The 14,348-nt window shown below is 68.2% G+C and carries 14 protein-coding genes; 3 read left to right on the forward strand and 11 right to left on the reverse strand.

Features of this window, described 5'->3' with window-relative positions:
* Positions 1 to 25 precede the first annotated feature (25 nt).
* The 8 genes from era to hrcA form a co-directional block, all read right to left on the reverse strand.
* Positions 26 to 937 carry a GTPase Era gene (gene era / locus ACWF99_RS31385; RefSeq protein ID WP_452538158.1) on the reverse strand — a complete coding sequence of 304 codons (912 nt, stop codon included), beginning with the start codon at positions 935 to 937 and terminating at the stop codon, positions 26 to 28.
* Complete coding sequence (locus ACWF99_RS31390; RefSeq protein ID WP_378637513.1) at positions 930 to 1,265, reverse strand: cytidine/deoxycytidylate deaminase family protein; 336 nt, start codon at positions 1,263 to 1,265, stop codon at positions 930 to 932. The genes era and ACWF99_RS31390 overlap by 8 nt, the downstream gene beginning before the upstream one ends.
* Positions 1,258 to 2,628 carry a hemolysin family protein gene (locus ACWF99_RS31395; RefSeq protein ID WP_452538159.1) on the reverse strand — a complete coding sequence of 457 codons (1,371 nt, stop codon included), beginning with the start codon at positions 2,626 to 2,628 and terminating at the stop codon, positions 1,258 to 1,260. The genes ACWF99_RS31390 and ACWF99_RS31395 overlap by 8 nt, the downstream gene beginning before the upstream one ends.
* Entirely contained in the window at positions 2,625 to 3,173 is a 549-nt protein-coding gene (gene ybeY / locus ACWF99_RS31400; RefSeq protein ID WP_452538160.1) for an rRNA maturation RNase YbeY, read from the reverse strand. The genes ACWF99_RS31395 and ybeY overlap by 4 nt, the downstream gene beginning before the upstream one ends.
* Positions 3,174 to 3,299: 126 nt before the next feature.
* Positions 3,300 to 4,364 (reverse strand): PhoH family protein, encoded by a 1,065-nt coding sequence (locus tag ACWF99_RS31405; protein WP_378637749.1) that lies wholly within the window; start codon positions 4,362 to 4,364, stop codon positions 3,300 to 3,302.
* A gap of 192 nt (positions 4,365 to 4,556) precedes the next feature.
* A complete protein-coding gene (locus ACWF99_RS31410; RefSeq protein ID WP_452538161.1) occupies positions 4,557 to 5,297 on the reverse strand; it encodes a 16S rRNA (uracil(1498)-N(3))-methyltransferase in 741 nt (246 codons plus the stop codon).
* Between the two features lie 4 nt (positions 5,298 to 5,301).
* Positions 5,302 to 6,456 (reverse strand): molecular chaperone DnaJ, encoded by a 1,155-nt coding sequence (gene dnaJ / locus ACWF99_RS31415; protein ID WP_378637506.1) that lies wholly within the window; start codon positions 6,454 to 6,456, stop codon positions 5,302 to 5,304.
* A 130-nt stretch (positions 6,457 to 6,586) separates the two neighbouring features.
* Complete coding sequence (gene hrcA, locus ACWF99_RS31420; RefSeq protein ID WP_378637503.1) at positions 6,587 to 7,621, reverse strand: heat-inducible transcriptional repressor HrcA; 1,035 nt, start codon at positions 7,619 to 7,621, stop codon at positions 6,587 to 6,589.
* A gap of 357 nt (positions 7,622 to 7,978) precedes the next feature.
* On the opposite strand from hrcA, the gene ACWF99_RS31425 reads away from it, so the two are divergent.
* Positions 7,979 to 8,392 carry a hypothetical protein gene (locus ACWF99_RS31425; RefSeq protein ID WP_452538162.1) on the forward strand — a complete coding sequence of 138 codons (414 nt, stop codon included), beginning with the start codon at positions 7,979 to 7,981 and terminating at the stop codon, positions 8,390 to 8,392.
* Positions 8,389 to 9,828 (forward strand): hypothetical protein, encoded by a 1,440-nt coding sequence (locus ACWF99_RS31430; RefSeq protein ID WP_452538163.1) that lies wholly within the window; start codon positions 8,389 to 8,391, stop codon positions 9,826 to 9,828. Before ACWF99_RS31425 ends, ACWF99_RS31430 begins: the two co-directional genes overlap by 4 nt.
* Before the next feature lie 66 nt (positions 9,829 to 9,894).
* Here ACWF99_RS31430 and ACWF99_RS31435 read toward each other — a convergent pair whose 3' ends face one another.
* From ACWF99_RS31435 to ACWF99_RS31445, 3 genes are all read right to left on the reverse strand, one after another.
* Positions 9,895 to 10,137 carry a hypothetical protein gene (locus ACWF99_RS31435; RefSeq protein WP_067456243.1) on the reverse strand — a complete coding sequence of 81 codons (243 nt, stop codon included), beginning with the start codon at positions 10,135 to 10,137 and terminating at the stop codon, positions 9,895 to 9,897.
* Positions 10,138 to 10,414: 277 nt separating this feature from the next.
* A complete protein-coding gene (gene hemW / locus ACWF99_RS31440; RefSeq protein ID WP_452538189.1) occupies positions 10,415 to 11,602 on the reverse strand; it encodes a radical SAM family heme chaperone HemW in 1,188 nt (395 codons plus the stop codon).
* Positions 11,603 to 11,686: 84 nt separating this feature from the next.
* Positions 11,687 to 12,115, reverse strand: coding sequence for an SgcJ/EcaC family oxidoreductase (locus ACWF99_RS31445; RefSeq protein WP_378637493.1), 429 nt, complete (start codon positions 12,113 to 12,115; stop codon positions 11,687 to 11,689).
* A gap of 436 nt (positions 12,116 to 12,551) precedes the next feature.
* Between ACWF99_RS31445 and ACWF99_RS31450 the strand changes: the two genes are divergently transcribed.
* Positions 12,552 to 14,336, forward strand: coding sequence for a nitrite/sulfite reductase (locus ACWF99_RS31450; protein WP_378637491.1), 1,785 nt, complete (start codon positions 12,552 to 12,554; stop codon positions 14,334 to 14,336).
* The last annotated feature ends 12 nt before the right edge of the window (positions 14,337 to 14,348 follow it).

The raw sequence follows: 14,348 nt of genomic DNA on the forward strand, positions 1-14,348 counted from the left end.
CCCCGAACCGCCGACAGTCAAACGGTCAAAAGCCCAGCTTCCCCAGCTGTTTCGGATCGCGCTGCCAATCCTTGGCGACCTTCACGTGCAGGTTCAGGTAGATGCGGGTGCCCAGAATGTGCTCGATCTGCTTGCGGGCATTGGTGCCGACCTCCTTGAGGCGGGCGCCGTTCTTACCGATGATGATCGCCTTTTGACTCGGCCGTTCGACGTACAGCAGGGCATGCACTTCGAGCATGTCCTCGTTCGCCTCGTACGGCTCGATGTCCTCGATCACCACGGCCAGCGAGTGCGGCAGTTCGTCGCGCACGCCTTCCAGGGCGGCCTCGCGGATCAGCTCGGCCATGAGGGTTTCCTCCGGCTCGTCGGTGATCTCACCGTCGGGATAGAACGCCGGGCCCTCTTGCATCTGCGAGGCGATCACGTCGACGAGCACCTCGACCTGCTCGCCCTTCACGGCCGAGACCGGAACGACCTCGGCTTCGGGGCCGAGCAGCTTCGACAGCGCCATCAGTTGGTGGGCGATCTCGTCGCGACCCACCTTGTCGATCTTGGTGACCACGCCGAGGATCTTGGTCTTGGGCGCCATCATCCTGACCTGCTCGACGATCCAGCGGTCACCGGGGCCGATCTTCTCGTCGGCCGGGATGCACAACGCGATCAGGTCGACCTCGGAATAGGTATCGCGGACCAGATCGTTGAGACGCTGGCCGAGCAGGGTGCGCGGACGGTGCAGGCCGGGGGTGTCGACCAGGATCAGCTGGGCGTTCTCGCGGTGCACGATGCCGCGGATGGTGTGGCGGGTGGTCTGCGGGCGCGAGGAGGTGATCGCGATCTTGGTGCCGACCAGTGCGTTGGTGAGCGTCGACTTGCCGGTGTTGGGGCGGCCGACGAAACAGACGAAGCCGGAACGGAATTCCTTGCCGGACTCAGCCACCGTGCACCTCGCTCAGCACGGCGCCGGTGCGATCGGTGCGGATGACCGCAGCCGACGGCGAGACCTCGCGCACGGCGTCGATGCCCGCGTCCTCGGCGTCACCCCCGACGACGACCGCCGCCTCGAAGCCCTCGGCGCCGCTCGAGATCGCGGCGGCCACGGCGGCCTGCAGCGCGGTCAGGCGCAGCGCGGTCAGCCCGACCTCGCCCGCGGCGTAGGTGCGGCCGTCGGTGTCGCGCACCGCGGCGCCGCTCGCACCCCCGGTGCGGCCCAGCGCGCCACGCGCCAGTACCAGCAGTTTGTTGTCCTCTGCGTTCAGTTCACTCATGGTGTTCTCCGTTGTCGTCGGGCACGCGCACCGGATCGGTGTCGGCGGTTGCCTCGTCGGTCGTGCCCTTGCGGGGCTTGTCGGTCTTCTTCTCCGGCTTGTCGGCCTTGTCCGCGGCCCGGCGCACCAGCACGGTGTTGACCCGCATCCGCCCGCGCGCGTCGGCGCCACCCTCGCCGCGCAGCACCAGCCCGTAGACGGTCACCTTGGAGCCGGGCAGCGGGACGCGGCCCAGCTCGTGAGCGAGCAGCCCGCCCACCGTGTCCACGTCGTCGTCCTCGATGTCGAGGCCGTACAGCTCCCCCAGGTCTTCCACCGACAGCCGCGACGAGACGCGGTAGCGCCCGTCGCCGAGGTCCTCCACGGGCGGGGTCTCGTCGGTGTCGTATTCGTCGGCGATCTCACCGACGATCTCCTCGAGCACGTCCTCGATGGTCACCAGGCCCGCGATACCGCCGTACTCGTCGACCAGCAGCGCCATGTGATTGCGGCGCCGCTGCATCTCGTCGAGCAGTTCGTCGAGCGGCTTGGAATCGGGGACGAAGTTCGCGGGCCGCATGACATCGCCCACCGACACCTTGCGGGCGCGATCGGCGTAGGGCACAAGGTCTTTCAGGTAGACCACGCCGCGGATATCGTCGACGTTCTCGCCGATCACCGGAATCCGGGAATGGCCCGATCGCACCGCCAGTGACATCGCCTGGGCGGCAGTCTTGTCGTCCTCGATCCACACCATCTCGGTGCGCGGCACCATCACCGCGCGAGCCGGAGTGTCGCCGAGTTCGAAGACCGACTGGATCATCCGGCGTTCGTCGTCGGCCACCACGCCGCGCTCGCGGGCCATGTCGACCACCTCGCGCAGCTCGATCTCGGAAGCGAAGGGGCCGTTGCGAAATCCCTTACCGGGGGTGATCGCGTTGCCGAGCAGAATCAGCAGGCGGCTGACCGGGCTGAGCACCGCGCCGATGATCTGCAACGGCACGGCGGCGGCCAACGCGATCGAATAGGCGTGCTGGCGGCCGAGAGTACGCGGGCCGACGCCGATCACGACGTAGGAGACAACGACCATCAGCGCGGCGGTGACCAGCAGCGCCGTGGTCTCGTTCCACAGGTCGAGCGTCGCCGCCGCCAGCAGCACCGTGGCAGTGATCTCGCACAGAATACGCAGCAGGACAACGAGATTCACATAGCGCGGACGGTCGTCGACGATCTTGCGCAGTCGCGCGGCGCCGGGGCGCTCCTCGCGGACCATGTCGTCGAGCCTGGCCCGTGACACCGTGTTCAGTGCCGAGTCCACGCCCGCGAACACCCCGCCGGTACCGATCAACACGATCGCCAGCGGGATCAGGGTCAGTGCTGTCACGCGGGGCCTTCACCGGGTGCGGTGAAACCTGCCTTGCCGAGTAGAAGGTCGTCACGCTCGGCCAGCTCGGCGCGGCGCTGCTCCTCGCGCAGGCTCACGTACCACTCCTCGAGCAGCTGGGCCTGCAACGCGAACATCTCCTTCTCCTCCTCCGGCTCGGCATGGTCGTAGCCGAGCAGGTGGAGCACGCCGTGCACGGTGAGCAGGGCCAGCTCGTGATCGAGCGAATGGTCTGCCTTCTGCGCCTGACCCATCGCGAACTCAGGGCACAGCACGATGTCACCGAGCATGGACGGGCCGGGCTCCGGGCTGTCGGGACGACCGCCGGGCTCGAGCTCGTCCATCGGGAACGACATCACGTCGGTGGGACCGGGCAGGTCCATCCAGCGCACGTGCAGGTCGGCCATGGTGTCGAGATCGACGAGCACCATCGACAGTTCGGCGGCAGGATGGACGTCCATCCGGCCGATCACGAAGCGTGCGACGCTGACCAGGTCTTCTTCGGGAACGTCCATGCCCGATTCGTTGGCGATCTCGATGCTCACCTGTTCAGGGTACGGTGCTGGCCCGACGCCGCCGGGAGCGGCATCGGGCCAGCTCGATCGTGTCCCGCCCCGATTCTGGACTGACCAGAGGGTGCGACCCCGGTCGGCACATGGGCACTGAGCACGTCAGCGCCGGTCGCTGCGACCTGCGGCCCTGCGCTGGGCGCGATTGCCCGGGTAGTGCGGGCCCGGCACCGCGCGGGTCTCGGATTCGAAGCGGTCGTAGGCGTCGACGATGTCGGAGACCAGCCGGTGACGGACCACGTCGGCGCTGGTGAGCTCCGAGAAGTGGATGTCGTCGATATCGGTGAGGATCTCCGCGGCCGCTCGCAGGCCCGAGCGCTGCCCGTTGGGCAGGTCGACCTGCGAGATGTCACCGGTGACCACCATCCGCGAACCGAAGCCGAGGCGGGTGAGGAACATCTTCATCTGCTCGGCCGTGGTGTTCTGCGCCTCGTCGAGAATGATGAACGAATCGTTGAGGCTGCGACCACGCATGTACGCCAGCGGCGCGACCTCGATGACACCGGACGCCATCAGCTTGGGAATGGCTTCGGGGTCCATCATGTCGTGCAGGGCGTCGTAGAGCGGGCGCAGGTACGGGTCGATCTTGTCGTTGAGGGTGCCCGGCAGGAAGCCGAGCCGCTCGCCCGCCTCGACCGCGGGCCTGGTCAGGATGATGCGGGTGACCTGCTTGGACTGCAGGGCCTGCACCGCCTTGGCCATGGCCAGGTAGGTCTTGCCGGTGCCCGCGGGGCCGATGCCGAACACGATGGTGTTGTCATCGATCGCGTCGACATAGCGCTTCTGGTTCAGCGTCTTGGGGCGGATGATCTTGCCCCGCCGCGACAGGATGTCCAGGCTCAGCACCTCGGCGGGCGATTCGGACACGCCCTCGTCGGTGAGCATCGAGATGGTGTGGCGAACCGCCTCGGGCGTGATCACCCGGTTGCGGCCGGTCAGCGCCACGAGCTGCTCGATGACCCGCTCGGCCAGCGCCACATCGCCCGCCTTGCCGGTGATGGTGACGGTGTTGCCGCGGACATGGATGTCGGCCGGGAGGAGTTTCTCCAGCTGCCGCAGGTTCTGGTCGGCCGAGCCGAGGAAACCGAAAACCGACTCCGGGGCGAGCTCGATGCTGGAACGCACGGTCCGCGCGGCGGGACCAGCATTGTTACCGCCTGCGCCGATGTCTGATACGGGATTGCCGATCTCGCCTGAGTTCTTCAAAAGTGGCTACAGCCTGCTTCCGGTTTCGACCTGGTGTTCGATGAGATCAGTTTACCGCCGGGCACTGACACCGCACAGTGGTTAAAAATGTGCCCGTGGTATGCCGTTCGCGACCACGTCGGAATACCCGATTCCGGACGGCCCACTCCTGCCTCACCAGCGTGAGGTCAGCGCCCCCAGCGCACCGAGCGCGACGGCCGCCGCGGTGGAGGTGCGCAGGACGGTCGGGCCGAGGAGCACGATGTCGGCTCCCGCCTCCGCGAGCGCGGCCAGCTCGGCATCGTCGAGGCCGCCTTCGGGGCCGACGATCAGCACCACTTCGCTCGCCTCGGCCAGCGGCAGTTCGGTGAATCTGCCCGCGCCGGATTCGTGCAGGGCCGCGACGACCGCGCCGTCCGCCTTGGCCTTTCGCACCAGTTCCACCAGGTCGCGGGTGCGGTGCAGGCCGGCGATCTCGGGAATGTAGGCGCGACGGGATTGGCGGGCCGCGGATTTCGCCGCCGCACGCCACTTCTCGATGCCCTTGGCGGCCTTGGCTTCCCAGTTCGCGACGCAGCGTGCGGCCTGCCACGGGACGATCAGGTCCGCGCCGGCCTCGGTCATCAATTCGACGGCCAGCTCGGAGCGATCCGACTTGGGCAGCGCCTGCACCACGGTCACCGCCGGGGTGGGCGGCGCGGCGATCCGACGGTCACGGACCGCCAGTTCGAGCCGGTCCTTCTGGGCCGCAACGACTTCCGAGTCGGCCAGCACACCGTGCCCATCGGACAGGGTGATCGGTTCGCCGACCTTGATCCGGCGCACGGTCGCGGCATGGCGGCCTTCGGGGCCGTCCAGCACCGCGACAGCGCCCGGCTCGGGGACCTCGTCGAGATAGAAGACCGTCGCGGCCACGGGCTCAGCGCCCGCTGAACGACGCGCGCAGCCGGGCGAACAGACCGCTGTTGTGCTCGGACTGGGTCGACATCACCTCGGCGCGATCCTTGTCCCGCATGCCCTTGAACTTGCGCAGCAGATCGGTCTGCCTGCCGTCGAGCTTGTTCGGCACGACGATGTCGAGGTGGGCGAGCAGGTCACCGCGCGCACCCGAACGCAGGCGCGGCATGCCGTGCGCCCGCAGCTGGATGACCTCGCCGGGCTGGGTGCCCGCCGCGATGGTGAGTTCGGTGGGGCCGTCGAGGATGGTGTCGACGACCACGGTGGTCCCGAGGATCGCGTCGACCATCGGCACCCGGACGGTGCAGTGCAGGTCGTCGCCGTCGCGCACGAAGGTGTCGTGCGGCTGCTCGACGACCTCGACGTAGAGGTCACCGGCATGGCCGCCACCGGGGCCCACTTCACCCTGCGCCGCCAGGCGAACCCGCATGCCGCTGGCGACACCGGCCGGGATGGGCGCGGCGATCTCGCGACGGGCGCGCACGCGGCCGTCGCCACCGCACTTGTTGCAGGGGTCGGGGATGGTCTCGCCCGCGCCACGGCAGGTGGGGCAGGGCCGCGAGGTGAGCACCTGGCCGAGGAACGAGCGCTGCACCGACTGCACCTCGCCCGCGCCGTCGCAGGTCTCACAGCGCACCGGCTTGGAGTTGCCGTTGGTGCCCGAGCCCACGCAGACATCGCAGAGGATCGCGGTGTCGACGGTCAGATGCTTGGTGACGCCGACCGCGCATTCGGCCAGGCTCAGCCGGGTGCGGATCAGCGAGTCGGCGCCGGGCTGCACGCGGCCGCGCGGCTTGCGCTGGCCACCGCCCTGGCCGCTCATCCCGCCGAAGAACGCCTCGAAGACGTCGCCGAGTCCGCCGAAGCCCGCACCGTTGAATCCTGCTCCGCCGCCGCCGTTTTCGAGCGGGTCACCGCCGAGGTCGACGATCCGGCGCTTCTCGGGGTCGGTCAGCACCTCGTAGGCGGTGGAGACTTCCTTGAAGCGGGCCTGCGCGCCCTCGTCTGGGTTCACATCGGGGTGCAGTTCGCGGGCCAGCTTGCGGTAAGCGCGCTTGAGCTCCTGGTCGGTGGCGTTCTTGCCGACGCCGAGCAGTCCGTAGTAATCCCGTGCCACGTGAGTTCTCTAGTCCTTGGTCGGTGTGGGCCGGCCGAGCGCCGGGCGCATCCTTTAGTCGAATCCACTCAACTTTACCGGCCGAAGTATCGACCTTAACAGTCCGGTTGTCGTGGATCCCGAGCTGGCTTCACCTTTCGGCGAGCACCTCGCCGATGTAGCGGGCGACCGTCGCGACAGATGCCATGGTGCCGGGGTAGTCCATGCGGGTCGGGCCGAGCACACCCATACCGCCCAGCACGGCGCCCGCCGCACCGTAGCCGGTGGAGACGACGGAGGTGCCGCGCATCTGCTCGACCTGGGTCTCCTCGCCGATCTGCACCATCACCTGGCCCGGCTGCTGGGCCGCGGCGAGCAATTTGAGCACGATGACCTGTTCTTCCAGGGCTTCCAGCACAGTGCGCAGGGAGCCGGGGAAGCCGAAATCGGCGACATTGCGGGTGAGATTGGCCGTGCCGCCGAGGACCAGGCGTTCTTCGGGGTGCTCGACCAGCGTCTCCACCAAGACGGTCGAGACCCGGACCAGCACGTCGCGGATCTTGGCCGGTGCGCGCTCCGGCACACCGGCCACCGACGCGCTGGCCACCGACAGCAGCTTGCCGTCCATGGCCCCGCCGAGCAGGCCGCGCACGGCGGCCAGGTCCTCGTCGGAGATCACCGCGCCCAGGTCGACGATGCGCTGGTCGACGCGGCCGGTGTCGGTGATCACCACGAGTAACAGCCGGGCAGGGTTGAGCGCGACGACCTCGATGTGGCGCACGATCGAGGCCGAGACGGTGGGGTACTGCACCACAGCGACCTGGCGGGTGAGCTGGGCCAGCAGGCGCACGCCGCGACGCAAGACGTCGTCGAGGTCGACCCCGGATTCGAGGAATTCCATGATCGCCCGGCGTTCGGCGCCCGAGAGCGGTTTCACCTCGGCGATCCGGTCGACGAACTCGCGGTAGCCCTTGTCGGTGGGAATACGGCCCGAGCTCGTGTGCGGCTGGGTGATGTAGCCCTCGGCCTCCAGCACCGCCATGTCGTTGCGGATGGTGGCGCTGGAAACGCCGAGGTGGTGCCGTTCCACGAGAGACTTGGAACCGATCGGTTCCTTGGTGGCGACATAGTCCGCGACGATCGCTCGCAGGACCTCGAAACGTCGATCCTCGGTACTCGACGCCATCGACCCCACCTTCCTCGCTCGTGCCTGGTACATCACGCCTACCCGTGCTGCGTTCGCACAGGGTCGCACGCCGACGCTCGCAGCGTCTTGTTGTCCAGTCTAATTGTCTTGTCGCCGATCCCTGGATCGCACGGCGGTCCGGCATCGAACCGTCACACGGGGATATCCGGCTTCGGGGGCGGTGTTCGCCCTGTCGGCTCGGTCGAGCCCCGCGCCAGGGTTGTCCACAGGCCCGAGTTATCCACAGTTGCGGTTTCGAGGGTTGTCGGGCTCGAGCGCCGGGCGTAGATTTCGGGACTGAATCAGGGGGTCTACCAGCTGTTTTCAGCTGAATACAGAGTGCACGGGAGGGGAACTGTGGTGTATCCGGGTGGGGTCGGCGAAGCGGGGCAAGTCGGTTCGAGCGCGGTCGCGGTGCGGCCGGCGGAGTTCGCCCGGATCGACGGTGCGTGTGTGGAATTTCTGCGGGCGATCGCGCGGATACGGGCACTTGCCGTGGAAATCGGCGATCAGGAGCGCTGGGGGCTGGGCGAGGGAGACGCGCGGTTGGTGTCCGGGCGCACGTTGGTCGCGCGATTGCGTTCCGTCGCGGCGGCGAACGAGAACAGCGTCACTGCCGTATTGGACGCGCATTCACAGATCGTGGACGACATTCGGCAATCTTTCCGGGCTGCGCGCGATCTGATGGTAGTTGCCGACGAAGAGTGGGCTGATCAACTTCGGTTGTCGGAAACCTCTGCGGGACAACATATTTCTTCGGTGTCAGCGTGACAGGCCCCGAGCCGAGCGGCATTCGTAGCGAGAACACATATCCGGACTATTCGAGCGACGCCACGAAATCGGGTGTTCCCGGCGGCGGGGAGAACACGCATTCTTGGCGACATCGGGAGATCGTCGCGGCATTCGGGGCGCTCGAGGTGACCGACGCGCTGGCGCAAGCGGACAGGTTCGAGCAGATCGCGCGGTGGTGGGACGAGGGTCTACGCGCATTCCGGCACGCAGTGGATGGGTCGCTGGCGTCGGCTTGGTCGGGCGCGGGTGCCGCCGCGGCCGGATCCGCGGTCGACGACTATGTCGCGCGAGCGCACGATCTGACTGCCGAGCTGGCGGATTTGCCGGGCGTGGTCCGAGCGGCTGCCGAGGCGATCGTGGCGACCAAGTACGCGGTCGGGTCACCGGTTGCCGAGGAAATCGGCGGCGTGGCGTGGTCGGCGAGTGGGGCGGTACACGCCATGGGCTCAGCATCGGCGCACGGTGCGGCTTCGGCCGCGGAGGAGGATGCGCGAGCGGCGATGCGGCAGCGATACGTGTTGCCGTTCGCGGAGTTGGTCGCTCGCATTCCAATGCTGCCCACGCCACTTCGGTCGTTCTACTCCGGCGATCGGCAATTACTGATCGGCACCGTGGGGCAATCGCGAGACGAGCGGCGCGCGCTGTCGCCGGTCGAGGTTTCCGCCGGCGGCGGGCAGAACTTGTCCGCCGCGTCCAGGGAGAGTTCAGCCGTGCACGCAGCGATCGGCGACTCGGAGAAGGTGGGGCGCGATGGTCGCGGCACGGGAGTTCCGATCGACGGTCAAGACCTGCTCGACGGCAGATCGGTGGAATCCGGTGACCGCACGGCACGCCCAGGCAGCGCTACGGCGGTGACCTCGGCTTCGTCTGGTGCCACCGGCGCGGCAGCGCCGAGCGGTACGGCTGCGTTGACGGCACCTGTCGGCGCGGGGTTGCGCACAGCGCCCGCGGGGGCTTCTGCGGCGGCTGTCGACCCCGGGGTGATCTCGGCGGGCCGCACTCCCGCTGCCGGCCCAGCGGCTGGGCGCATGGGGCCGAGCGGCAGCACGAGCGGAGGCGGTAACCGGATATGGGGTGGGGCACCGCGGTACCGACCGCCCGGCCGGCACGACGCGTCGAGGGCGGGTATCGGGCAGAGCGTTCCCGGATCGACGGGCCCGGCCATCGGCGTCGATCCGCCGTCGGGGCACGCCACAGCCAGGTCGGTCGATCGCTACTTCCATTGCGGAGGAGGACCGCCGGCGGCGCCCGCGCCGGGCATCGACGCCGTGCGCGGACTGCCGGAGTACTTGATCACGCTCGCGAACACCGCGGAACTACTCGGTGCGCCACGACCGGCGATAGCCGGTGGGGTGATCGGTGGTGGCGATGACTACTCGCCGGTCGAGCAGCGCTCAACGACGACTCGGGGCTGACGGCGATGTCAGCGCGTCGACGAAGGCGTCGGCAGTGGCCGCCCGAGCCGGGCGGCCGGTGCCGGATCAGACTCGGGCAGCAGCGCCGCAGCGAGCGGCGGAGTCGGGCGCGCCGACCTGCTTGCCCGCGAGGGCGTCGAGACCCAACATCGCCAGCAGCGACGTGCAATCTTCGGCGTCGTTCGAGTGCGAAGCGACCGTCCGCGCGGCGACCGCGCATTGACGAGCGTTCTCCGCCTTCTCAGCGGAGCGCGCTTCAGCGAATTCGCTCTGCTCGTGGACGAGGGTGATGTGCCGTTCGGTGGACATATAACTCCCTAGGATCGAGCCGAAGCCTACGCCCCTAATCGTTATCTTCCACCCCGAACCCACCGAACATACCCTTAGAGCACCCCACTGTTCCGGGCCTCTCACCAGGTGTGCATTGGTGGATTACACCAGGATGACCGGGCAATCTTTGGACGCGATCCCAAGCCAGGGAAATCTCGAAATTCAGATCACGATGACATCACCACTCGCGCGATTCTCCGACTGGTTCAGCAGCCCGTCGATCAGCCGAGAATGGCTCCCGCGACCCCTGAAGTGGTCAGGTGAGGAGGTCGCGGACGATGCCGTCGGCGAGGAGGCGGCCACGGTCGGTGAGGACCAGGTTGTCGCCGGTGACGCGGGCCAGGCCGTCGGCCAGGATGCGGTCGAGGGCCGAGCTTGCCGAGGGGGCTAGATCCGCGAGCGGCAAGCCGGTGCGGAGGCGGACGGTGAGCATGAGGTGTTCGGTGTAGCGCTCGTCGTCGGTGAGGGCCTCCCAGCCTGCGGCGGGGAGACCGCCGAGGGCCACGCGGTCGGCGTAGCGGGCGGGGTGCTTGACGTTCCACCAGCGAACGCCGCCGACATGGCTGTGCGCGCCGGGGCCGGCGCCGAGCCAGTCACCACCGTCCCAGTAGCCCAGGTTGTGCTGACAGCGGGCGGCATCGCTCGCGGCCCAATTGGAGACCTCGTACCAGGTCAGACCGGCGTCGTCGAGGCGGGCATCGATGCGTTCGTAGCGGGCGGCGAGGACATCGTCGTCGGGTGCGGGCAGTTCACCACGGCGGACCTTGCGTGCCAGCGCGGTTCCGTCCTCGACGATCAGGGAGTAGGCGGAGACATGATCGACACCGGCGGCCAGCACCGCGTCCAGACTCAGATCCAGATCGGCATCGGTCTCGCCCGGGGTGCCGTAGATCAGATCGAGGTTCACGTGATCGAACCCGGCCGCGCGCGCCTCTTTCGCCGCGGCGACCGCGCGGCCCGGCGTGTGCGTGCGGTCGAGCACCTTCAGCACGTGCTGTGCGGCGGACTGCATGCCGAGCGAGATCCGGGTGTAGCCCGCCGCGCGGAGCCGATCGAAGAACTCGGGCGAGGTGGATTCCGGGTTGGATTCGGTGGTCACCTCGGCGTCGGCGGCCAGGGTGAAGTTCGCCCGCACGGCATCGAGAACCGATGCCAGCCCGTCACCACCGAGCAGCGACGGTGTCCCGCCGCCGACGAAGATCGTCGACACCGCGGGCGTCGCGCTCGGCAGGGCACCGAACTCGGCCGCGGCGGTCGCGAGCTCGCCGCGCAACGCCTCCAGCCACGACTGCGGCGACGCCGAAGTACCGAGCTCCCCCGCCGTATAGGTGTTGAAGTCGCAGTACCCGCAACGCGTGGCACAGAACGGCACGTGCACGTACACCCCGAACGCGCCGCTTCCGAAATCGCGCAGCACCGGCCGATCGGCATCGGCCGGTGTCACGCCGGGAACCCCGGAAGCAGCGCTGGTAGTCACCCCTCCAGTCTGCCGGGCCCTGGTAGCGCGCCCCGCCCGGCCCCTCGCACGTCAGTCCGTCACGACGGGCGTGTTCTGGTTGGCGGTGAGCACCCAGGCGCCGTCTTCCTTGGTCATCACGTACATCGGCGTGCCCTGCCCGGACAACTCGCCGTCGAGGGTGAAGTAGCTCTGGCGGATCTTGACGGCGGCGACATCGGGCCGCAGGAACAGCACGTGCTCGACCTCGTAGGTCGCGGTGCCGTGGGTCGTGGCCCCTGGCAGCACCTGCGCCGTGAACTCGGCGATGGCCGGGCGCCCGAACAGCCGCTTGCCGTGACCGGTGGTCCAGATGGCGTCCTCCCGGAAGACAGCGACGAACTCCTCGGCCAGTTCGTTGGCCTGGGCGTGCGCGATGGTGTCGACGACGGCGCGGATGGCAGTGAGTTCGGTAGCGAGATCGGCGGGGGTCTGACCGGCGGCGGTGGCGTCATTGCTCATGGCACTACTGTGCAACCTCGAGTGCGATCCAGGTCAACCGCGCTGTGCGGCACCGCACACCTGCCCGCGCGGGCGTATCACAGGCCGGTTCCGGGCGGCGGGCTATGACCCCCATCACAGAACAGGACGGCCGTCCAGGGAATTTCCCCCAAAAGTGCGGGAAATATCTCCTTGCGGTCGGAACGACCAGGCTGACGTGGCACAATAGGCACATGCACGCAACTGGAGTACGACTCGTGGCCCGTCGCCACGTCGACTTCCAGCGTGTCTGCAGCGCCTGTTGTCGGCCCGGTTTCCACCGGTAGCGCAGCGGCGTCCACGCCCGGGTATCCCCCGGTGCCTTCGACTTTCATCGGCCCGCTGACTCCCCTGACGCGAGCCAGCCCCTCGCGCCTTCAGCACGGATGTCCCAACACCCCCGCAGGAGCGACCACCCATGACGTCGAGCACCGACGCCGGTTCGACCGAACAGTCGACGGCGCAGGCCCGCACTGAGCGTTCAGCTGCCCAGCGCCCGGCCCGCCCGAGCACCGATGCCCCGGTCGCACCGCGCGCCCGCACCGGCAAGCCGGTCCGCCGCCGGTCCGAAGGCCAGTGGGCCCTCGGCTACCGCGAGCCGCTGAACCCGAACGAGCAGTCCAAGAAGGACGACAACCCGCTCAACGTGCGTTCGCGCATCGAGAACATCTACGCCAAGGGCGGCTTCGACTCGATCGACAAAGCCGACCTGCGTGGCCGTTTCCGCTGGTGGGGTCTCTACACCCAGCGTGAAGAGGGCTACGACGGCACCTTCACCGACGACGACAACATCGACCTGCTCGAAGCCAAGTACTTCATGATGCGGGTGCGGTGCGACGGCGGTGCGCTCTCCGCCGCCCAGCTGCGCACGGTCGGCCAGATCTCCACCGAGTTCGGCCGCGACACCGCCGACCTGTCCGACCGCGAGAATGTCCAGTACCACTGGATCGAGGTCGAGAACGTCCCGGAGATCTGGCGCCGGCTCGAGTCGGTCGGGCTGCACACCACCGAGGCGTGCGGCGACTGCCCGCGCGTGGTGCTCGGTTCGCCGCTCGCCGGCGAGTCGCTCGACGAGATCATCGACCCCACCTGGGCGATCGACGAGATCGTCAAGCGCTACATCGGGAAGAAGGAGTACTCGAACCTTCCCCGCAAGTTCAAGACCGCGATCTCGGGCCAGCAGGACGTGGTGCACGAGATCAACGACATCGCCTTCGTCGGTGTGAACCACCCCGAGCACGGCCCCGGCCTCGATCTCTGGGTCGGCGGCGGCCTGTCCACCAACCCGATGCTGGCTCAGCGCGTCGGCGCTTTCGTACCCCTCGAAGAGGTCCCCGATGTGTGGGAAGCGGTCGTCTCGCTCTACCGCGACTACGGCTACCGCCGCCTGCGCACCAAGGCCCGCCTGAAGTTCCTGATCAAGGACTGGGGCATCGAGAAGTTCCGTCAGGTGCTCGAGGACGAGTACCTCGAGCGCAAGCTCATCGACGGTCCCGCACCCGCGCAGCCGGCCAAGCCCATCGACCACGTCGGTGTCCAGAAGCTGCGCAACGGCCTGAACTCCGTCGGCTTCTCCCCCATCGCCGGTCGCGTCTCGGGCACCATCCTGAGCAAGGTCGCCGACGCCGCCGAGAAGTACGGCTCGGATCGCATCCGCTTCACCCCGTACCAGAAGCTGATCGTCCTCGACATCCCCGACGACCAGGTCGACGCGCTGATCGACGAACTCGAACCGCTCGGCCTGCAGGCCCGCCCCTCGGTCTGGCGTCGAAACCTCCTCGCCTGCAGTGGCATCGAGTTCTGCAAGCTGTCCTTCGTCGAGACCCGTAAGCGCTCGCAGGTGCTCGCACCCGAACTCGAGCAGCGCCTGGCCGACATCAACGCCGAACTCGACGTGCCGATCACCATCAACATCAACGGTTGCCCGAACTCGTGCGGCCGGTCCCAGATCGCCGACATCGGCTTCAAGGGCCAGCTCGTCGACGACGGCACCGGGAATCAGGTGGAGGGTTTCCAGGTTCATCTCGGTGGCAGCCTCGGCCTGGACAGCGCGTTCGGCCGGAAGTTGCGTCAGCACAAGGTGACCAGCGTCGAGCTCGGTGACTACATCGATCGCGTCGTCCGCAACTTCGTCAAGAACCGGGAATCCGGGGAACGCTTCGCGGTGTGGGCTGTGCGCGCCGACGAGGCCGACCTCCGATAGTCGATGAGGAGA

The organism is Nocardia sp. NPDC055002, assembly GCF_053608825.1.

Coding starts and splice junctions, on each gene's coding strand:
- hrcA (WP_378637503.1), bottom strand. CDS start 7,621: ATGGCGTCGAGTACCGAGGATCGACGTTTCGAGGTCCTGCGAGCGATC.
- ACWF99_RS31450 (WP_378637491.1), top strand. CDS start 12,552: ATGACGTCGAGCACCGACGCCGGTTCGACCGAACAGTCGACGGCGCAG.
- ACWF99_RS31435 (WP_067456243.1), bottom strand. CDS start 10,137: ATGTCCACCGAACGGCACATCACCCTCGTCCACGAGCAGAGCGAATTC.
- ACWF99_RS31390 (WP_378637513.1), bottom strand. CDS start 1,265: ATGAGTGAACTGAACGCAGAGGACAACAAACTGCTGGTACTGGCGCGT.
- ACWF99_RS31445 (WP_378637493.1), bottom strand. CDS start 12,115: ATGAGCAATGACGCCACCGCCGCCGGTCAGACCCCCGCCGATCTCGCT.